The sequence below is a fragment of the Pontibacter aydingkolensis genome (genome assembly GCF_019443125.1).
Taxonomy (GTDB): Bacteria; Bacteroidota; Bacteroidia; order Cytophagales; family Hymenobacteraceae; genus Pontibacter; species Pontibacter aydingkolensis.
The window spans coordinates 33,734-55,008 of record NZ_JAHYXK010000020.1; the positions used below are offsets into that span (position 1 = coordinate 33,734).

The 21,275-nt window shown below is 43.6% G+C and carries 11 protein-coding genes and 1 pseudogene; 10 read left to right on the forward strand and 2 right to left on the reverse strand.

All coding sequences use genetic code 11. The annotated features are described in order from the left end of the window. Positions 1–45 precede the first annotated feature (45 nt). The gene (locus K0O23_RS17350; protein WP_219878720.1) at positions 46–348 is read left to right on the forward strand and encodes a hypothetical protein; all 303 of its coding nucleotides are present in this window, start codon (positions 46–48) and stop codon (positions 346–348) included. Positions 349–434: 86 nt separating this feature from the next. On the opposite strand, the gene K0O23_RS17355 is transcribed toward K0O23_RS17350, so the two are convergent. Further along, positions 435–1,385 carry an EamA family transporter gene (locus K0O23_RS17355; protein ID WP_219878721.1) on the reverse strand — a complete coding sequence of 317 codons (951 nt, stop codon included), beginning with the start codon at positions 1,383–1,385 and terminating at the stop codon, positions 435–437. Between the two features lie 190 nt (positions 1,386–1,575). On the opposite strand from K0O23_RS17355, the gene K0O23_RS17360 reads away from it, so the two are divergent. The 9 genes from K0O23_RS17360 to K0O23_RS17400 all read left to right on the forward strand — a co-directional run bounded on the left by K0O23_RS17360 (position 1,576) and on the right by K0O23_RS17400 (position 21,159). Beyond that, positions 1,576–4,035, forward strand: coding sequence for a bifunctional UDP-N-acetylmuramoyl-tripeptide:D-alanyl-D-alanine ligase/alanine racemase (locus tag K0O23_RS17360; RefSeq protein ID WP_219878722.1), 2,460 nt, complete (start codon positions 1,576–1,578; stop codon positions 4,033–4,035). 241 nt (positions 4,036–4,276) lie between these two features. After that, entirely contained in the window at positions 4,277–4,528 is a 252-nt protein-coding gene (locus K0O23_RS17365; RefSeq protein ID WP_219878723.1) for a FeoA family protein, read from the forward strand. A 9-nt stretch (positions 4,529–4,537) separates the two neighbouring features. Continuing rightward, the gene (gene feoB / locus K0O23_RS17370; protein WP_219878724.1) at positions 4,538–6,691 is read left to right on the forward strand and encodes a ferrous iron transport protein B; all 2,154 of its coding nucleotides are present in this window, start codon (positions 4,538–4,540) and stop codon (positions 6,689–6,691) included. Between the two features lie 573 nt (positions 6,692–7,264). Then, a complete protein-coding gene (locus K0O23_RS17375) occupies positions 7,265–8,563 on the forward strand; it encodes an autotransporter outer membrane beta-barrel domain-containing protein (protein ID WP_219878725.1) in 1,299 nt (432 codons plus the stop codon). A 784-nt stretch (positions 8,564–9,347) separates the two neighbouring features. After that, a complete protein-coding gene (locus K0O23_RS17380; RefSeq protein WP_219878726.1) occupies positions 9,348–12,413 on the forward strand; it encodes a SusC/RagA family TonB-linked outer membrane protein in 3,066 nt (1,021 codons plus the stop codon). 33 nt (positions 12,414–12,446) lie between these two features. Then, on the forward strand, positions 12,447–13,928 hold the full coding sequence (locus K0O23_RS17385) for a SusD/RagB family nutrient-binding outer membrane lipoprotein (protein ID WP_219878727.1): 1,482 nt from the start codon (positions 12,447–12,449) through the stop codon (positions 13,926–13,928). 735 nt (positions 13,929–14,663) lie between these two features. Beyond that, positions 14,664–17,933, forward strand: a complete 3,270-nt coding sequence (locus K0O23_RS17390) for a SusC/RagA family TonB-linked outer membrane protein (RefSeq protein WP_219878728.1) — start codon at positions 14,664–14,666, stop codon at positions 17,931–17,933. A 19-nt stretch (positions 17,934–17,952) separates the two neighbouring features. Further along, entirely contained in the window at positions 17,953–19,341 is a 1,389-nt protein-coding gene (locus K0O23_RS17395; protein ID WP_219878729.1) for a SusD/RagB family nutrient-binding outer membrane lipoprotein, read from the forward strand. A 759-nt stretch (positions 19,342–20,100) separates the two neighbouring features. Then, entirely contained in the window at positions 20,101–21,159 is a 1,059-nt protein-coding gene (locus tag K0O23_RS17400) for a carboxypeptidase-like regulatory domain-containing protein (protein ID WP_219878730.1), read from the forward strand. Positions 21,160–21,172: 13 nt separating this feature from the next. Here the strand turns inward: K0O23_RS17400 and K0O23_RS20600 are convergent. Further along, a pseudogene (locus K0O23_RS20600) lies at positions 21,173–21,275 on the reverse strand (IS982 family transposase); the annotation flags it as partial.

Below are 21,275 nucleotides of genomic sequence, written 5' to 3' on the forward strand. Positions count from 1 at the left end.
TGCAGTGGCCGTTAAAAATAAGCAAATAGATAATTTTAAACGGACATGAAAAAGATAACAAATATATTTAAAACAGGAGTAGCCGTAGCTTTTGCAGCGGCCATAGGTTTTGGCTGTAATTACGACAGGCCGGCCTCTAACCCAACCGACGACACCAGTACATCAGAAGCCATTGTGGCAATGGACTCTTCGGCTGCCAACCTAAACAACCCACGCCCAGCCCCGATAGGAGATACCTCTGAAACGGCAAGCCAAGCCAACCGCTTCGGCGAAATGAATCCTAACCAGGACACAGCAGCCAGAAGACTGCAGAAACTGGATGAGTTAAAGAAAAAAAGAAAGCAGTAGTTAAAGTTGAAGTATAAAAGTATAGCCCCGGTAGTCGATCAACTACCGGGGCTATACTTTTTACTTTCAAGCTAATTCAGTCGGGGCTACTTTCCAACAGCTGTAGTGCCCACAGGCGGGATAACCAAGCCGTCGCCTCTCTTTTTGCGGCCCCTCAGGTTCAGGTTGTAAATGATCACCGAGATAAAAATGATCACATAAGCAGTCACTTTTGTTGGGGTTGTCTCTTCTCCAAAGTATAAAAAAGCCATCACAAAGTTCAGGATCGGGTTAATGTACATCAGGATGCCAATGGTGCCGGAGGTAAGCTCCTTTAAAGCATAGAGGTTAAGGAAAAGCGGCAGCACGGTAAAAGCAGCACTCAGCATCACAATGTTTAGGTAAAAGTCAGAACCCATGGACATAGTGGCTCCCTCGCTGAAAAAAGTATAAAAAGGCCCGATAAACGTAAAGGAGAGCAACAGCTGTAGCGTGAGCAGCACAATCTTGTCATAAACCTTTAGTATGCGCTGCGTGATCAGGTAAAAAGCGTAGCTCAGAGCAATAAGCAAGCTAAACAGCAAACTGGTTATCTCGCCGGATCCTATTAGTGCGCAACTCACGGCACTAAGCCCGATAGCGATCCATTGGTTCAGGCGCAGTTCTTCTTTTAATAGTATAAAGCCAAGCACTGCAGTTATAATAGGGCAGAGCAGGTAAGAAAAAGAGCCTGTTTGTATGTTAATGTGGTTGATTACATAAATAAACGACAGCCAGTTAACCGTTAGCAGCGCCCCACCCAGGAAAGTATAAAGTATAAACTTATGCCTGTCTTTTGGTTCGCCGTCCTTTACCAAAGTATAAGTGCCTTTAACCTGCTTCTTCCTGAACAGTAAACAAATTAGCAGCAGCAACGCCACCGACAACGCAACCCTGAAGTATAAAATCTGTCCGCTGGGATATGCAGCCAGTGCTTTAAGTGGAAAAGGGATAAACCCCCAGATGATAAAAGCGGCCAGGCCCGCTGCGTAGTATGGTTTTTTGTTAACGGTATCCAAAATCTAAAAATAAACTGCGCAAAGGTACAGATTGTTGATTGGTTAAAATGTTAAATGGCCATCTAAAAATCTAAATTCCCTTAACTTTCAAAATCACCTAAACATCCTAAACCTCTCTAACTCTCTACCTTTTTAACTTTCTAACTTTACAACTCTCCCCTATCTTTGATAAAAGTATAAACCCCTTACCATGCTTACGTTCGAACAGCTTGCTACAGTAATCAATGGAGTGCTTGTGCAGTTTGTGCAGCCACTGCCTGTAGTACATTTACTTACCGACAGCCGAAAGCTATCGCAGCCGGCAGGCACTCTGTTTTTTGCCATTAAAGGGAAGTATAACGACGGGCACCAGTACCTGGAGCAATTGTATGTACAGGGGGTAAGGCAATTTGTGATAGAGCAGGGCAGGGCAGAAGATCTTCGTTGCAGCTATCCGGATGCAAATATTTTGCAGGTGCAAAACGCGCTGGAGGCACTGCAGGCGCTGGCTGCCTGGCACCGGGCACAGTTTCATATTCCAGTTGTCGGCATTACGGGCAGCAACGGTAAAACGATTGTAAAAGAATGGCTGGCGCAGCTCCTGAGCCCGGATGAGCTGGTAGTAAAGAGCCCGCGCAGCTATAACTCGCAATTAGGCGTACCGCTGAGTGTGTGGCAACTGGAGCCAAACCACACGCTGGCTATTTTTGAGGCCGGTATCTCGCAACCCGGCGAAATGCAGAAACTACAGCTCATAATTCAGCCTACCATCGGCATCTTTACAAATATCGGGAGTGCCCACAACGAAGGCTTTAGCTCGCTGCAGCAAAAAGTGGAGGAAAAGCTGAAACTCTTTTCTGGCGTAGAACTGCTGTTTTATTGCTCCGATTACCAGGAGATACACGGCGCCGTAGAAAAGCAAAGTATAAAAACTTTTACCTGGGGCCGAAATCGCAAAGATGCCGACCTTTTTATAAACTCAATTACAACTGCCGGCCACGAAACTATAGTAGTTTATACTTACCAGGGCAATACACAAAGGGTTTCCATCCCTTTCACCGACGATGCCTCTATAGAGAATGCACTTCACTGCCTGGCTTTTTTGTCTCAACGAGGCGTTTCGTTAGCCGTGATGCAGGACAGGCTGGATAAGCTCCAACCCATAGCCATGCGCCTGGAGATGAAAGAGGCCATTAATGGTTGCTACCTTATAGACGATACGTACAATAATGACCTAGGAGGCCTCGCAATTGCATTAGGTCTGCTGGCAAACCAACCGCGGCGCGGCAAGCGTACTGTTATACTTTCTGATCTGCTGGAGTCTGGCCTGGCAGAAGAAAAACTTTACAGCAAAGTGGCAGAGCTGGTGCAGGCGCATAGTGTAGAACGTCTTATTGCCATAGGGCTGGTTATCAGCAAGTATAAAAGCCTGTTTGGTTTGCCTGCCGAGTTCCATCCTTCTACAGGTGAGTTTTTACAACATTTTTCAGCTGACGATTTCAGGAATGAGGTTATACTTGTAAAAGGCGCGCGGGTATTTGAGTTTGAAAAGATTGTGCATGCGTTTCAGCAAAAGGTGCATGGCACGGTGCTGGAGGTAAATCTGGATGCACTGGTACACAACCTAAACTACTACCGCTCCAGGCTAAACCCGGGCACTAAACTAATGGTAATGGTAAAAGCCTTTGCCTATGGTAGCGGTAGTTTTGAAGTAGCTAACCTGCTGCAGTTCCATAGGGTTGATTATCTGGCTGTAGCCTATGCTGATGAAGGTGTAACGCTACGCGAGCACGGAATTACACTGCCTATTATGGTCATGAATCCTTCGCCGGATAGTTTTGCCAAGATCAAACAATATAACCTGGAACCCGAAATTTATTCGCTGGAGTTGCTGCAGGCATTGCTGCAAACAGCCGAGGCCGGCGCAAAGTATAAAATCCACCTGAAGCTGGACACAGGTATGCACCGCCTGGGTTTTGTAGAAGAAGACTTCGACGCTTTGTTTGACTTGTTGCAAGATTACCCACAAGTACAGGTAACCAGCGCTTTTAGTCACCTTGCCGGTGCCGACGAGGCCTTGCACAACGATTTCTCGCAGCAGCAGATCGCCACTTTTAGAAGTATGGCTACAGAGATGGAGGCACGGCTAGGTTATAAAGTCATCAAACACATATTAAACTCTGCAGGCATTGTTCGTTTTCCGGAGCACCAGCTGGATATGGCCAGGCTCGGTATAGGGCTTTACGGTGTAGAGGCTTCAGGCTCTGAGCAGGAGGCACTACGTTCGGTAAGTATACTTAAAACCACCGTATCGCAGGTTAAAAGTATAAAACAGGGCGATACCGTTGGCTATAGCCGCAAAGGCATCGCCGCTACCGACATGACTATTGCCACCATAGCCATTGGCTATGCCGACGGCTACGACAGGCGTTTCAGCAATGGCATAGGAGAGGTGCTGATAAACGGCCATCGCTGTCCTGTTATTGGCAATGTGTGCATGGATATGTGCATGGTAGATGTAACTGACCTTGATGTAAAAGCCGGCGACGAAGTTATACTTTTCGGCCCGCAGCTAACACTGGTAGAGTTGGCGCAACGCATCGGCACTATTCCGTACGAGTTGCTAACCAATGTGAGCACACGCGTGAAGCGGGTATTTTATGCGCAGTAGGGTTTGATTGCTAAATTGCTCTGTTGCTTAATGGTTGGCTAAAAATACCTTTAATACATCACTAGTAAAGATTGTAGCAACTTTTAAGTTATTAGATACTCTCAATTGTTTGGTGCTTAGTGGTTAGCAATCAGTTATTTAACAATTAAGCAATTCAAGCAGACTAAATCTTTTGCTTTAAAGTTGAACACCTTGTAACTTGCAGTTGTTTATAAACAGTCTAAATAAAGAGAGGCAAGAGGTGCAACATAAACCAGAAGAGCATAAAGGCCGCAGAAGTGTGCGGGACTTAAAGATAGGAGAAGGCGGTATAATCTGTTGCCTCCAGGACCCTGAAATGGGCCTAAAGCTGCTGGAAATGGGTTGCATACCTGGTACAGAAGTAAAACTTAACAGCCGTGCCCCTTTCGGAGACCCGATCACCATCATTGTAAATGATTACACGCTCTCTCTGAGATTAGACGAAGCCGAAACGATTTTGCTTAAGCAGTAACTCAAGTACATGACTGTAACTACCCAGCCTGAAGTAATAAGGCCCGAAAAAGCTACTGTAAGCCATACTATGGCTAAAATTGCTTTAATAGGTAACCCAAATTCAGGTAAAACATCTCTTTTTAACCAGCTTACCGGCCTTAACCAGAAGGTAGGAAATTTTCCGGGTGTTACAGTTGATAAAAAAACGGGTTATAGCCAGCTAACTCCGGGCCTGCGCGCCGAGATAATCGACTTACCCGGTACATACAGCCTATACCCAAAGTCGCTGGATGAGCGCGTGATTATAGACTTGCTTTATGATCCGGCATCTAAGCACTACCCCGATCTTGTAATTGTTACCGCCGACGCATCAAACCTGAAGCGCAACCTGCTGCTATTCACGCAACTGGTAGACCTTAAAATACCTTCGGTGCTTGCCCTTAACATGGTGGATGTAGCAGAAAAAGAAGGCGTAAAGATTGATATACCGGCGTTGCAGCGAGAATTAGGGGTGCCTGTAATCCCGATGAATGCCCGCAAAGGCATAGGTGTGGCAGCCCTTAAAATCGTAATGACGCAGCAACTGGAGCCTTCCTCAGCTTCTTTCTTTGAGATTCCTGTGGAGCTTACGCCTTTGCTGCAAAGTATAAAAGCAAGGTTTTCGCTTACAAACGATTACCTGGCGCTGCATTATGCGCACCAGTATAAAAACCTCCGCTTCCTTTCCGAACAGGACCTAACCTGGCTCGACAAAGCGATAGAGGAAAGTAGTTTTAAATCTAATACCTTACAAGCCAACGAGACCATAGAGCGATACACACGCATAAATGAGCTGTTGTTGGATGTAGTACGTGTGGAGAAGGCAACCAAGGACGAAAAGTTCAGTAACCGCCTGGACCAGGTGCTAACGCACAAAGTGTTCGGCTACCTGATTTTCTTCACCATCCTTTTCTTCATCTTCCAGGCTATTTTTGAGTGGGCCAGCTACCCCATGGATCTGATAGACGAGGGAATTGCCGGTTTAAACGGATTGATCCAAAGTAACTTTAGTGGCCCGTTAATTAACCTGCTTACCGAAGGCGTAATTGCCGGCCTTGGCGGTGTGTTGATCTTTATTCCACAGATTGCCATACTCTTTGCCTTTATTGCCATACTTGAGGAAACAGGCTATATGGCCCGCGTTACCTTCATGATGGACAAGATCATGCGTAAGTTTGGCCTAAATGGTAAAAGTGTAGTGCCGCTTATATCTGGTGTAGCCTGTGCAGTGCCAGCTGTAATGTCTGCGCGTACTATCGAGAACTGGAAAGACCGGATGATCACCATCTTTGTAACGCCTCTGATGAGCTGCTCTGCACGTATTCCGGTTTATACTGTATTAATTGCGCTGGTTGTGCCTGAGAAGTACTACCTGGGTTTCCTGAATCTGCAGGGTCTTGTGCTGATGGGCTTATACTTGATCGGGTTTCTGGCGGCTATTTTCTCTGCGCTGTTGCTAAAAGTTATACTTAAAGCCAGAGAGCGCAGCTACTTTATCATGGAATTCCCGGTTTATAAAATGCCTCGCTGGAAAAATGTAGGCCTTACCATTATAGAGAAATCAAAGACCTTTGTGCTTGAGGCCGGTAAAGTAATTGTGGCAGTATCTATTATACTTTGGGTGCTTGCCTCTTACGGGCCGGGTAATAACTTTGAGATAGCAGAGCAAAGGGCATTAGCAGAGGCAGAGCAAGGCAGCCTTAACGAGGTTCAAACAGAGAACCTTGTTGCTTCCCATCAATTAGAGTCTTCTTACGCCGGAATTATCGGCCGCACCATGGAGCCGGTTATAAAGCCATTAGGTTACGATTGGAAGATCGGGATCGCTTTATTGACATCATTTGCTGCCCGAGAGGTGTTTGTCGGTACCATGTCAACGATTTATAGTATAGGAGACGAAGAGAACGTTTCTACTATCAAAGAGAAACTCACAACAGTGAAGGATGACAAGGGAGAGCCGTTTTTTACACCTGCTCGCAGTTTCTCGCTGATGATCTTCTACCTGTTTGCCATGCAATGCGTGAGCACCTTGGCCATCGTGCGCCGCGAAACCAAAAGCTGGATGTGGCCTCTGGCACAGTTGCTCTACATGACCGGCCTGGCTTATGTTATGGCTTACATTACGTATACTATTTTTAGCTGATTTACTTTCTGCCTTTCAATGTGCTCTTTATGGTATCCAATGTGGGTGCATGCTTTCCGTATTTATTTTTTCTGCTGTCTTCTTCAAGGCCTTTTTCTTTTGGCTTAAGGTAGTCAGCCTTTTTATGTAGATCTTCTTTAGAGGCTGTTTTGAATTTATTCGTTTGGCTGCAAAGTTGATTTTACGAAACCTGGCTTCGTCTCTTTTTCGCGCCATAGCGCTGCTATGCCACTCAAAAAGAGTCTCGCCAGAACCCTTAAAATCTCCTTTTCGCTTCCAATAATAAAATCAAAACAGCCTCTTAGTTTATTACTGTTTTGATTAGATTCCAGGCTGTAAAGATGCTATGGAAAGCTTGTTTCCTTCCTTTAAGTTTTTAGTAAAAGGCATTATTGTTTATCTTCTGGTAGTTAATTGGAAAAAGAAGAAATATAGTTGTTTGCAGAAGTCAAATGCAGAATACATATTTTAAAATATTAATCATTAAATTGTAAAATTTGTAGTTTTTGGCTTTAAGTATGATTTCATATAGTTTTTTTTGTAGTTTAGTCAAAACATACTACTTTATACTATATGATGGGAAAATATTTATATTGCTGCTTAATAAAACTATTATCTGGCATTCTTCTTTTACTAACTACTGAAGTTGCTACAGGGCAGATAGTTTATCCAATAGGGGGCGATAGATTTTCTCCTGTTACAAGCAAACTTTTTAATGAAGCTTACAACCCTTCCAAAGACTCATCGGCAGTTCCAGTTGTAGTTACAAGATTGATCCGAGGCAGGGAGATTGATACTACCCCTTTGGCAAAAGAGTTTCCTAAGCACAAAATCCCTTATATCAAATTACCTGTTGCTCTTCCTGACCTTCAAGGCTATGCTGATACAGTAGCAGTACTGTGGTATCTGCGCAACCCATTAAGACCAAGCTCGGGAGTTATAAATGTGATGTTGATAGCACAGAAAAAGAATCAGGAGCTTGTATATTTTATAGACAGTAACAACAATAACAATTTCTTGGATGATGGTAAGCCTTTTCATTTTAAGCCAGAGGAAAAGCAAAAGGAAGTGGAGATATACGATAATCGGATAGGGGGGAGTGTGACTTTATTGCTGCACAACCTTATGCCTGTAAATACTCCGCTAGCACAGAAACACACACCTGAGGCAGAACAAAATAAAACAGGGCTAGAAAAAAAACAAGTATATAAGCCAAGAGCATTTGGGTTAATTTTTATTGGAGGGCTATCATCCGGTTCAGGCGATGCTTCTATGTTCTTCAGAGTAAAAAATCAGCCTGACTCCGATGAGCGAAATATGTCTTATCACTATACCGCTAAATACTTTGCATCTTTAAATACTAGCCTTGGTCTGGCGTTTTCGTTCCGCAACTTCTACATTGGCGGGAGTGGCAGCTACGAACTCTCACAAGTAGGAGAGCAAAACATGAGAGTCAGGTATGAGAAGGGAAGCGCATATGTAAACCAGTTTCTTAATAATCAAGGCAGTTGGCCCTATACCCGCTTTAACTTTACTTTATTTACTGAGTATGATATACCTCTCAATAAAAAGTTGAGACTAACACCAATGGTATCCTATACCCGTTATGAATTGCTCACGGAGCAGCCGTTTACCTTCTCGGGAGCGGCAAAACTTAATGACTACTTCCATGACCGATACGCTTACTCATATGGTGGAAAGGTAAAGTACGTGTTAACAGACCGATCTATGCTGTTTGTGGAGTTATATAAACGAGAAAACTTCTTTGATGCCAGCTCATATTTTTCAGACATTGAGGAAGGAAGCTTTAAAATGAGCTTAAAGCAAGTGTACGGAGGCGTTGGTATACAGGTGAGAGTAACTGATCTGTAGAAAGCTTGCCTGAATTTTAATGAAATCTTTAGACGGAGGCAGCCACTTATATTTTATAGCCGTATAAGAAGCAGCCATTCCAAAATATCTTCTGATACGCTTTTAAAGATGGTATTCTGCCTATTGCCATCCACTTGTGAATGAGGGTGATGCCTATGCTAAAGATGTGAGAATGGGGTACCGCATTTATTTTATTATTTAAGTGCCTTAAATAAGGAGAAAGGAAAAAAAGCAATAATTATTTTGTTATACCCGTAAATATTCCTTAAAATTGACCCTCTCACCTTAAACAAAAAATATAATGGAAAGACTTATACCACTGATTGAGTCACTAAATTCTTACTGTCGCCCTGCTTATTCTTTTCTACTGGCGACTTCTTAAATAATCTTTTAACTGAAGCCGGAATCCGGTTTGTACCCCCTCTTTAAGCAAAATTGCTTGAAGCTTTCATGCTTCTTTTGATTTTGGTTTAGAGATCTACTGCTCTACATTAACCGGTTTAGAAGCCATTAATAGGCTTGTTTTATCAGCATTACAGCTATTGGCAAAGTATAGGAGTAACAAATGATTTTGTAAACCATAATAATTTACATAAAATTTTGGATCAGTAAAAGCGCATTAGTGAATGTAGCTACGCAAAACTGAAGGAGGTGATAATAGAGGTTAGTTAATCTCAAATAAAAATCAATAAGACTGTAAAACCCACTGTCGTCTGAGAACTGGCAGGATAATAAAAGGCAATACCTTAATCTAATTTAATAAAAACCTATAACAGACAGCGCAATGAAGAAAATTTTAATGCTATGCTTGTTACTTATGTCCACCCTGCTGCAGCAGGCCATGGCGCAAGTTAGAGCGATCACCGGTAAGGTGACAGATGCCACTACCAATCAACCCCTTCCGGGTGTAACGGTATTGGTGAAAGGTACAACAGTAGGTACTGCTACTAGTGCAGACGGTGCCTATTCTATTAACGTGCCTCAAGGCAGCAATACCCTTGTATTCCGTTTTGTGGGATACGGTACAGTAGAAAGAGCCATCGGTGCAGCTAGCACGATAGATGTAGCAATGGGAGTAGATTCTAAACAGCTTGGTGAGGTAGTAGTAACTGCCCTGGGTATCGAGCGTGAGAAGAAAGCTCTAGGTTACGCTCTGCAGGAGGTTTCCGGCGAAACCGTTAACCAAGCCCGTGAAACAAACGTGGTAAACGCTCTTTCAGGTAAAGTAGCCGGTGTTCAGATTGTGAACTCAAGTGGTGCGGTAGGTTCTTCTTCACGTATCACGCTACGTGGTAACAACTCCCTGACTGGCGATAACCAGCCACTTTTCGTAGTGGACGGTGTTCCGATCAGTAACTCAACTAACACAAACCGAGGTTATGGTGGTGTTGACTACGGTAACGCTGCTTCTGATATCAACCCGAATGATATTGAGTCTATTTCTGTACTGAAAGGTGCGAACGCTGCGGCTCTTTATGGTGCACGTGCTGCCAACGGTGTTATCCTGATCACAACTAAGTCTGGTAGAGGTACACAAGGTTTAGGTGTTTCACTTGACCACACTACTTCTTTTGACACCCCTCTTCGCTTGCCTGATTACCAGGATGAGTATGGCCAGGGTCTTAACGGATTATTTGAATACGTAGATGGCGCCGGTGGCGGTGTAATGGATGGCGTGGATGAAAGCTGGGGACCTCGTTTTGATGGCAGCACTAAGCGACAGTTCTTCGGAGATGGTCCTTGGGTGGCAAGCCCAAATAACGTAAAAGACTTCTTCCAGACTGGTGTTACACACAACACTAACGTTGGCATCACAGCAGCTACTGATAAAGCTAACATTCGTCTTTCTCTTGGCAACATAGACCAGACTGGTATTATTCCTAATACTGACCTTCGTCGTTACTCTGTTGGTCTTAATGCAGGTATGAAGCTTAGCGACAAACTAAGTGCTAATGCTAGTGTTAACTACATTCAGAACGTCAGCGACAACCGTCCTGCCAATGGTTACTCAGGTGATAATATCATGCAACAGTTCGTGTGGTTTGGCCGTCAGGTAGATATCGATAAACTGAGAAACTACAAGAATGAGGATGGAAGCCAGTTTAACTGGAACTACAACTACCACAACAACCCATACTGGATTGTTTACGAAAACCTAAACTCAAACCAGCGTGACCGAGTTATCGGTAACGCATCAGTTAAGTATGATTTTACTAACTGGTTGAACCTGATGGTACGTGGTGGTAGCGACTTCTTTACTGATGACCGCAAGCGTGTATGGGCGAAAGGTACTCTGGATTTCCCAGACGGACGCTTCTATGAGCAGGCTATTTACCAGAACGAGACTAACCTTGACTTCTTGTTATCAGCTAACAAAGATATTACAAGCGACATTACGCTAAGCGGCTCTTTTGGTGGTAACAAGCGCCGAAATACTTACAGAATGAATGATGTGTTGGTAAGAGCACTTGCTGTACCAGGAATCTACAACATATCTAACGCAGTAGGTAACCCTTCACCTTCTAACTTCAGAAGCCAGCGCGTTGTGAACAGCTTGTACGGTACTGGTACTTTCGGTTTCAGAGACTACTTCTTTGTGGATGTAACCGCTCGTAACGACTGGTCTTCTACGTTACCTGCTGCTAACAACTCATTCTTTTATCCTTCAGTATCCACAAGCTTAGTGTTCACGGATGCTTTTAACTTAAACTCTGGTGTACTTTCTTATGGTAAAGTAAGAGCCAGCTGGGCACAGGTAGGTAATGATACAGATCCTTATAGAGTAGCTGGTACATTTGCTGCCAACGATCCATGGGATGGCCGTCCAAATTTGACATACACAAACACACTAGCGAATGCTAACCTGAAACCAGAGTTAACTACATCTTTCGAGGTAGGTACTGACCTGCGTTTCTTCCAGGACAGAGCATTTATTGATTTAACTTACTTCTCGAAGAGTACAACTGATCAGATTGTACCAGTTACAAGATCTGGATCATCAGGATTTACTCACCAGATTGTAAACATAGGTGAGATTACTAACAAAGGTATTGAACTACAGTTAGGTGGTACTCCTGTAAGAACAGAGGGTGGCTTTAGCTGGGATGTATTGGTGAACTTTTCTCGCATCAGAAACGAAGTGGTATCATTAACAGAAGGTCTTAATGCCTACCAGCTAGGATTGTACTGGGGTGTAGGCCTTGAGGCAAGACCAGGTGAGAAGTACGGTGCACTTGTTGGGTCTACTTACCTTAGAGATGATCAGGGTAGAAAGTTGATAGATGCAACAGGTCGTCCTAGAAGAGGTCCAAACGAAGTATTGGGTAGCATCATGCCAGACTGGACTGGTGGTGTTCGTAACTCTTTTGCTTACAAAGGATTTAACTTCAACTTCTTGATCGACACTCGTAAAGGTGGTGATATCTTCTCTGTAACGCACATGTTCGGCCTTTATGCCGGTGTTACAGAAGAAACACTTGAAGGTCGTGAAGAAGGTCTGCTAATAGAGGGTATCGGACCTGACGGCAACCCAAATACTGTAAGAGTTTCTGCGCAGCGTTACAACCAGGGTCTATATGGCCTGCACGAAGCGCACGTATTTGATGGTAGTTTTGTGAAACTTCGTGAAGTTGTATTCGGTTATGACTTACCGCAATCTATCACAAGTAAAGTAAAACTTAGAGGAGCTAGCATTAATGTCGTTGGCAGAAACCTGTGGCTGATTCACTCTAACATTCCGCACGTAGATCCGGAAACTGCATTTGGTGCTGATATTGCCAGCCAGGGCTTTGAGTTCGGTGCACTTCCTTCTACTAAGAGCTGGGGTGTTAACCTGAGACTGACACTTTAATTCATTAAGAGTTCAAACTCAAAAGATTTTAAAATGACTAGATTTTCAAAATATAAATTTTGCTTCGCACTACTGCTGGGTTTTAGCCTGAGCTCGTGCGATAAAGACTTCGAGGAGATTAACCGTAACCCTAACGCTCCTGAAGATGTACCGGCTAGTGTTATTCTTCCTGCGGCGGAGCAATCTGCTGTGAGCAGACTGTTTGGAGCAAGCGTTAATTTAACTTATGCATCTACATGGGCGCAGCACATAGCTAAGATCCAGTATATCGACGAAGACCGCTATAACTTCAGAGCTTCTGACTTCTCTACACACTGGGACCAGCTTTACAGTGGGCCGCTTTTGGACACTCGCCTGGTAATAGACAAGGCCCAGGAAACAGGTAACAGCAGCATGGAAGGTGTAGGCCGTACCTGGCGCACCTGGATTTTCCAGAACATTACAGATCTTTGGGGAGATATTCCTTACTCTGATGCTTTACAGGGCTCTGAAGGTAAAATGACACCTAAGTATGATAGCCAGGAGTCTATTTACATGGACATGCTGCAGCAGCTGGAAACAGCCAATACATTGCTTGCAGCAGGTGGTACTGTAGGCGGAGATTTGATCTATGGTGGAAGTCCAGAGAAGTGGAGAAAGTTTACTAACTCTTTGCGCCTGCGCCTGCTTATCCATATGGCTAAAGTAGCTCCAGATAAAGCAAAAGAGGGTATTGAGAAAATAATGGCTGACGGCACTAAGTATCCTATCTTCGAGAGCAACGCAGATAATGCAACGCTAACTTACTTAGGAGCTCAGCCTTATCGTAACCCATGGTTCGAAAACTCTGTAACGCGTGACGACCATGCTGTAAGTAAGACTTTGGTAGATTTGCTTGGCTCTAAGAATGATCCGCGTATTGCAGTTTATGCAAAGCCTGCAGAGAAACCAGCATCACCAACTGCAGGTGTTACTGTAAATGGCAAGCAATATGTAGGTCAGCAGAATGGCGCTGTAGCTCAACCTTCATTGCCAACTGTTTCACGAATTGGTGCGAAGTACCGCGACACACCTAATGCGCCAATGTATATCATGACGCATGCTGAAGTAATGTTTATCCTGGCTGAAGCTGCAGCGCGTGGCTGGAACGTGGGTATGACTGCCGCTGAAGCGTACAATGCTGGTATTCGTTCAAGTATGATGTTAAATGGTGTATCAGATGCCGAAATCGAAGCTTACCTGATGCAGCCTTCTGTAGCTTATGCCGCCCAGACTAACAAATTTGAGGCAATCAGCACACAGAAATGGATCGCTCTGTTTGGTAATGGTATCGAAGCTTTCACAGAATTCCGTAGAATGGGTTATCCAAACACTATTAAGGAAGTGCCTGCGTCTTTCTTCCCTGGTAAAGGAGTTCCGTTGCGTTTTTCTTACACTGACCAGGAACGAAGCACTAACAAAGCTAACGTAGATGCTGCCAGCTCAGGTATTGTTGACTTTCTGTTCGGCAAGCCATTGTGGTGGGATGTAGACTAGGGTGTAAATCCAGAAAGTAAGAAATTAAAATAATTAAGTAGATAGATTAAGAATACTAGGTAGTAGTCTTCTTCATTGGGCAAAGCCACCGGACTCCGGTGGCTTTTCTTTTGTATATAAAAGCCACGCTTAATTTATAAGTGGAGCTTTCTGTTTTTAATGGATCGTGCTCAGACAAAAAGAGGTGCCTTCTGAAAGATATAAAAGTGTCAGCTTGAGTTGATGTGGAGCAGCGCGGCTAACTTATCTATACATTGTAGTTACTTGTTCGGCTTAAAATACTCTTGGTTACTAAAGTGCAAAATTTGTAACAAAGCATATATTGTTTGTTATAACATTTATTTTTTATATATTTAGAGATTATCTCACTTTAAATAAAAAATATGCTAAAAACTTTACTCAATCCTTCCGCAGAGTTCTTCTAGAAAATCTGCCACGGCACTCCAGTAGGATCTGTAGTGTCTCTAAATCATTTTCTGATTACTGCTTGATCAGCAAGGCTCTTAAAGCTATGGTTTTAAGGTGCCACTGCTTCTTATTGCCTTTTTGGAGGCTTTGCCAGCGTGCGTGTACGTGCGTTGTAGGTGTTTATTTGCCGTTATAGCCAAATAGGTGCCAGCTAAAAGCTGAATCATCAAACAGCTGCCAGAAATAGTTTATTACCCTGTGCCTTGTCTGGCACAAGGGGTGGAATCTCTTTTTCTATAGTTAAAACCACATTTAACAAAAAACAAAATGAAAAGAATACTATTGTTGAGTTTCTTGCTGCTCACTGCTATGGTAAACCAGGTAGTGGCGCAGGTAAGAACAATAACCGGTAAGGTGACCGATGCAACATCAAGTCAGCCTTTGCCAGGCGTTACAGTTGTGGCTAAAGGCACTTCTGTGGGCACTGCCACTAGTTCCGATGGTACATATTCTATAAGCGTGCCAGCTGGAAGTAACACACTTGTATTCCGTTTTATTGGCTATAAAACGATTGAAAAAGCTATCGGTACAACCAACACTGTAAATGCGCAGCTCGCATTAGACCAGCAACAGCTAGAGGAGGTTGTGGTAACAGCCTTAGGCTTTAAAGAAGACAAAGACAAGCAGGGTGCTGCAACCAGCCAGGTTACAGGCGCAAAAATCGCTCAGTCTGGTGAAACAAGTGCCGTTACAGGTTTGTCAGGCAAGGCCTCTGGTGTACAGATTACCCGTTCGTCTGGTGACCCTGGTGCAGGTGCTTACATCCAGATTCGTGGTCAAAGTACTATCACGAGTTCTGTGCAGCCACTGATTATTATTGACGGTATACCTGTAAGTAACAGCAACATTGGTTCGGGTGTAGGTGGTGTAGTTCAGCAGTCGCGCTTAAATGACATAAACCCAAACGATATTGCCTCTGTGCAGATTCTGAAAGGTGCATCTGCCGCAGCACTATGGGGCTCTCGTGCTGCTAACGGTGTAATGGTCATCACTACAAAAAGCGGTTCGTCTGCCAAAGGTAAAATCAACATCAGTTATGGCTTAACTTATTCTTTAGATCAAATAAGCTATACGCACGATCTGCAGGAAACTTACGGACAAGGTTTCAGTGGGAAATATAGCCCAACTTCTGCTTTCTCATACGGTGATAAAATTTCTGAAAGAGCAGGAGGTGCGGATGAGGTAAATACAACCGGTCAAAAATTTGTGGCGCAGGATGGTACAGAGTACTACCCGATCGTAACAAAGAACAGCCGTGAGACCTTTGGTGACTCTAACTTCGATGCTATTTTTCAGAACGGTCACTTCCTTGAGAACAACCTGAGCTTTAGCGGAGGTGATCAGGACGGCAACTTCTTCTTGAGTTTATCAAACTTAGATCAGGAAGGTATTATTAAAAACAACAGTGACTACAACAGAACCACTGCGCGCTTGAATGCAGAAAAAAGGTTAGCTAGTACAGTAAACGCGAAAGCAAATATTACCTATTCCAAAATCGGCTCAAATCGTATTCAGCAGGGCTCTAACACATCTGGCTTATACTTGGGTTTCCTGCGTAATGCCCCTGACTTTGATATTAGAGACTATAAGGGTACATACTTCAATAGTAATGGAGATGCGTTCTTAGGAAGACAACGCTCTTACAGAAGATACCTTGGTAACACGGCCAGCCCAGTTTACAACAACCCGCTTTGGACTATAAATGACCAGCGCAACACCTCTGATGTTAACCGTTTTATCGGTTCATTTGAGCTAAGCTATGAGCCTCTGACTTGGCTAAACTTTATAGCCCGTGGTGGCGTGGATAACTACACCGATCAGCGCTTAACTTTCTTCCCGGTAAACTCTGCTGAGAACGGTGGTGGTGGCGAAGGCACAGAGCAGACCTTAGGCGAGACACAGTTGAACGGAGACTTTATTGCACGTGCAAATAAGTCTTTCGGCGAAGACTTTACAGGATCTTTCCTGGTAGGCTTAAACCTAAACCAGCGGACATTTAATAGTATAGGCGCTACGTACCGTAACTTTATTCTTAACCAGCGAATCAGTGATTTTGCAAACGCTACAAACGAAAATACTTCACCATTCGATTCTGAATCGACTATTCGTACTTCTGCGGGTTATGCAACTGCGACTTTTGGATTTAAGGACATGCTTTACCTGAACGCTTCTGGTAGATTGGAAAATGCATCAACTTTTGGGTCTCAAACTAAAAGTGTGTTCTTCTACCCATCAGCTGATGTAGCATTCCAGTTTAGTGACCTAGCCCCATTTGCTGATAGCAAGATATTGAGCTTTGGTAAACTGCGTGCAGGTTACGGTGAAGTAGGTGTGCAGCCAGGACCATATCTAACAGTAACTGACTGGGCGCCTGCCTTCTTTGGTGAAAGTTGGGGCCCTGGTTTAGATGCCGGTGCCTACGACGGAGCATTTGTTAGGGATAACATAAAAGGCAACGCTGAACTTAAGCCAGAGCGCAAAAAAGAATTTGAAGTTGGTACGGACCTACGTTTCTTTGATAACCGCTTTTCATTGAATGCAACATATTATACTAATGAGACGGTTGATGCAATCTTTAACCTGCCTCAGCCAGCATCTTCTGGATATACCTCCCTAACTGCTAATGCAGCGACACTTGAAAATAAAGGTATAGAACTGGATTTTGATGGAGCCATTATACGCAATAATGATTTTAGCTGGAATATTGGTGGTAACTGGACCAGAAACAGAAACAAAGTAACTGACCTGCAAGGTGTTGAATCTATATTCCTGGCAGGTTTTACAGGTGTATCTTCAAGAGCAGTTGAAGGTCAGCCAGTAGGCGTACTTTGGGGCGGCAGATGGGAGCGCAACGAAAACGGTGGCCTGGCATTAGATAGCTTTGGATTTCCAATTAATGCTCAAACAGAAGGTGTAATCGGTGATCCGAACCCAGACTGGAGAGGTGGCTTGAATACAAGAATAGCTTACAAAGGCTTCAGCTTATTTACCCTGTTCGAATTCTCTCAAGGTGGAGATATCTGGGCTGGTACAGAAGGTGTATTGCGTTACTTTGGTACATCAGAATACACAGCTGTTGAGACTACTTTATCTGCACAGGAGGCTGCTGAAACATTCCTTTACAGTGGCAAAACTGTAGCAGAGGCTTACACTCCGAATGCAGATGGTTCTTATACCTTCCGTGGAAGAATAGACAATTTTGGTGGCAACAACGTGGCGCTTGACCAATCGTGGTATACTTCGCTGGGTGGTGGCTTTGGTCCTAACGGTGAGCAGTTTATTCAGGATGCCAGCTGGACCCGAATCAGAGAGATGACTTTGTCTTACACGCTAAATAGCGACTGGTTTAGAAACGCTACCAAGTTCCGTTCTGTAGAGCTTTCGTTAACAGGTCGTAACCTTGCCATCTGGTCTAAAGAGTTTAAAGGAGTTGACCCTGAGACAAACCTAACAGGTACAGGTAATGGCCGTGGTTTGGAGTACTTTAACAATCCTGGTACCCGCTCATATTTAGCTTCTATCAGATTTAATTTCTAATTCCAATAATCCGATTTATATGAAAAAGATATTTAGATATATAACCATCTTCTCGCTGGCTGTGTCTGTTATGGGTTGCGAAGGGTTTATAGAAGGTTTTGAAGAAGATCCGAATAACCCAAGCGGTGAGTCTGTTGACGTAAACAATATGATTCAGGGGGTGATGCTGGGCAACGCGCTTTTGCAAGAAGGCGAAGTAGCCCGACTAACAGGTATGTGGACCGATCAATTCTCAGGAGTTGACAGGCAGTATATTAACCTTGACCAGTACCTTGTTACAGCCGGCGACTTTGATAGCCCATGGTCTACAGCTTATTATGCCGCTATCACACAGGCTCGCCTGGCGCAGGAGAAGGCCGAAAATGAATTGAATCCTAAAGTGTTAGGTGTGGCGCAAATATTAGAGGCACATGCTGCCGGTACGGCTGCATCACTTTTCGGTGATGTGCCTTTCTCTGAGGTGACTAAAGTAGAAAGCCCAATGTTTGACCCACAGTTAGAGGTTTATGCTGGTGTGCAAAAGCTGTTGGATGATGCCATTACAAACCTGAAGCTTGGAAAAGGTATACTAAGAGCAGAGAAGGATATCTATTTTAGCGGTAAGGCTCAAAACTGGATTAATGTAGCTTACACATTAAAAGCCCGTTATTACTTACATGTAGGTGATTATGCTAAGGCGGAAGCTGCTGCCATGCTTGGTATTCCATCACCGGAAGGAAACATGATCACACCGCACGGCGGTACTTTATATGATGTGAACGTTTATTACTCATTCGGGATGATTTTTCGTGAAGGGTACATGACTGCAGAAAATGCTTTTGCGCCACGTATACTTGATCCGGCACAGGAAGGCACTTTTAGTAAAAACCGTAACAACGCTAAAACAGATGAGACTGGTCGTTTTAAGTACTACTATAAAGGGAAATTAGGTTCTTATGATCTAAACTATGGTGGTGCTTTTGGCTTCGATGAAGATTTTCCAATCGTAACGTATGCAGAGAATCAGTTGATTCTTGCTGAGGCTCGTGCAAGACAGGATAACCTAACAGGCGCATTAGAGGCGCTAAATGAATACAGAGAATTATTAGACGAGAGGTATGAAACTGGTAACTACGACCCATATCTAATTACTGATTTTGCTATCGATGGTATAGAAAATCCAGGCTCACTTTCAGTTAAGGATGCCCTTATAGATGAGATACTGGAGGAGCGTTACGTGACATTTATTGGTAACATAGAAGCCTTTAACGATGCCAGAAGAACCGACAATCGTGTAGGAATTCCAGTGAAGGGCACGGCTAGTAAACTACCACAGCGTTTCCTTTACCCTCAGAGCGAAATTAACGCTAATCCTAATGTGCCAAACCCGCTTCCTGGTTTATTTGAAGCAACTGCGGCTAATAAATAAGGAATGGTCTTCAGTATAGAATGTGAATAGATTAATAAAGTAGATAGATTAAGAATACTAGGTAGTAGTCTTCTTCATTGGGCAAAAGCCACCGGTTTCCGGTGGCTTTTCTTTTTTCTTAAAGCTTATATATGGTGCAGTAGTAACAGGTATTTCCATGTATAGATAGCTGATGGAGATTTTGATGGTTTATACTTTTATGCCCATAACAGTCTAAATTAAGGTGATATTAAAATGACATTAAAAAATATTAAAATTAAATTTGCCAATAAAGATAATATTCGTAATATTAGTAGTGTCTCACCTTAAATAAACTAATATGGAATATAAACACGCGAGTACATAACTCCATCATCCAGTTTATATAAAGCGATCGCCTCAGGGTATGTTGCTGCTATTTCACGTAAGACCTAACCCCTCTCTCCCTAATTCCCTAAAAGCTACAAACGCCTTTCGTATCTGGTTTTTATTTTACATTGTACCTATTGTGTTAATGTATGAAGTATGTGCAAAATTTAAGGGTTCATACAGTCGGGTTTTTGCGCTTTTATAAAGTATAAGCGCAATTTCATCTGTTGCTCTGCACAATAACATAGCTTTTTGTCTTTATCTCTGCGTGTATTTGCTGGTGCGTTTTGATGTCGAAGTCAATTGTGAATTTAAAGCAAAACCATTCAACAAATCAACTCATTGGTGTTCATGTTCTTTAAAAAAGGATAAATATACTAATTTTATTACTAAACCTTAAACTATTAAACAATGAAGAAAACCTTACTCGTATGCTTCATCTTGCTATCTGCCTTGCTACAGCAGGCAATGGCGCAGGTGAGGACAGTTACTGGAAAAGTAACGGATGCATCTACTAATCAGCCGTTACCAGGTGTAGCAGTGCTGGTAAAGGGCACTACTGTAGGTACCGCTACAGCTGTTGATGGCTCTTATACTATAAATGTGCCGGAGGGCGGCAATACACTCGTATTCCGGTTTATAGGCTACCAGACTATAGAGCGCAGTATAGGTAACGCTGCTACAATGGATGTGGCCATTCCGGTGGATACAAGACAACTAGATGAAGTAGTTGTAACCGCACTTGGCTATCAGCGTGAAAAAGAGACGCTACCTTACTCAGTGGGAGCCGTTAGCAGCGAGAACCTGACCTATGCCAAATCAAACGACGTAAGCACAGCGTTGGTGGGTAAAGTATCTGGTGTACAGATACAAGGATCTCCAAGCTCTAACTTCGACAACGGTAACATTGTGATCAGGGGAGCAAACAGCCTGAACACAAGCCAGCCACCACTTTATGTAGTAGATGGTACCATTACAGATCAGAATGCAGTTATCATGGATAACGTGGAGAGCATCTCTGTGCTAAAGGGTGCTGCTGCCACTGCGCTTTATGGTGTGCGGGCAGCGAATGGAGTTGTGATGATCACAAGCAAGAAAGGTACAAGAGGTGCTCCAACAGTAGAGCTTAACCTGTCTGCAGCTTTCGAAAGGCCTTCTGTAATGATGCCTTATCAGGATGAGTATGCAGGAGGTTACTCTTCAAACTCTCGGTCTCCTGGTACCACCTACGATAATGAAGGTTACTATATTTTCAAATATAAGCCAGGCACACATCCTGAAAGCTGGGCTTCTTTTGACGGACAACGCATTATAGACTATGGTTCCGATGAAAGCTGGGGACCAAAAATGAATGGACAATTATACCGCCCATACTGGTCGTGGTATCCAGGTGCTGACTTTGGTAAGATGGTGCCGCTCACACCGCAGCCTGATAATGTAAAAGACTTTTACCAGACAGGTACTAATTAACTCAAGTTGCGAGCTACTCAATTACTTGAGCTAGCGTGTAGGCGAAGATAAAGAGGATTAGCTTTAGGATGAATCCTTCGGCTGTGACGGCATGGATCTTCCTGGGGAAGAAGCCG

What these genes read in the sequence shown, in the direction of transcription:
- K0O23_RS17395 (WP_219878729.1), top strand. Translation starts at nt 17,953, where the DNA reads ATGAAAAAGATATTTAGATATATAACCATCTTCTCGCTGGCTGTGTCT.
- K0O23_RS17390 (WP_219878728.1), top strand. Translation starts at nt 14,664, where the DNA reads ATGAAAAGAATACTATTGTTGAGTTTCTTGCTGCTCACTGCTATGGTA.
- K0O23_RS17380 (WP_219878726.1), top strand. Translation starts at nt 9,348, where the DNA reads ATGAAGAAAATTTTAATGCTATGCTTGTTACTTATGTCCACCCTGCTG.
- K0O23_RS17400 (WP_219878730.1), top strand. Translation starts at nt 20,101, where the DNA reads ATGAAGAAAACCTTACTCGTATGCTTCATCTTGCTATCTGCCTTGCTA.
- feoB (WP_219878724.1), top strand. Translation starts at nt 4,538, where the DNA reads ATGACTGTAACTACCCAGCCTGAAGTAATAAGGCCCGAAAAAGCTACT.
- K0O23_RS17385 (WP_219878727.1), top strand. Translation starts at nt 12,447, where the DNA reads ATGACTAGATTTTCAAAATATAAATTTTGCTTCGCACTACTGCTGGGT.
- K0O23_RS17360 (WP_219878722.1), top strand. Translation starts at nt 1,576, where the DNA reads ATGCTTACGTTCGAACAGCTTGCTACAGTAATCAATGGAGTGCTTGTG.
- K0O23_RS17375 (WP_219878725.1), top strand. Translation starts at nt 7,265, where the DNA reads ATGATGGGAAAATATTTATATTGCTGCTTAATAAAACTATTATCTGGC.
- K0O23_RS17350 (WP_219878720.1), top strand. Translation starts at nt 46, where the DNA reads ATGAAAAAGATAACAAATATATTTAAAACAGGAGTAGCCGTAGCTTTT.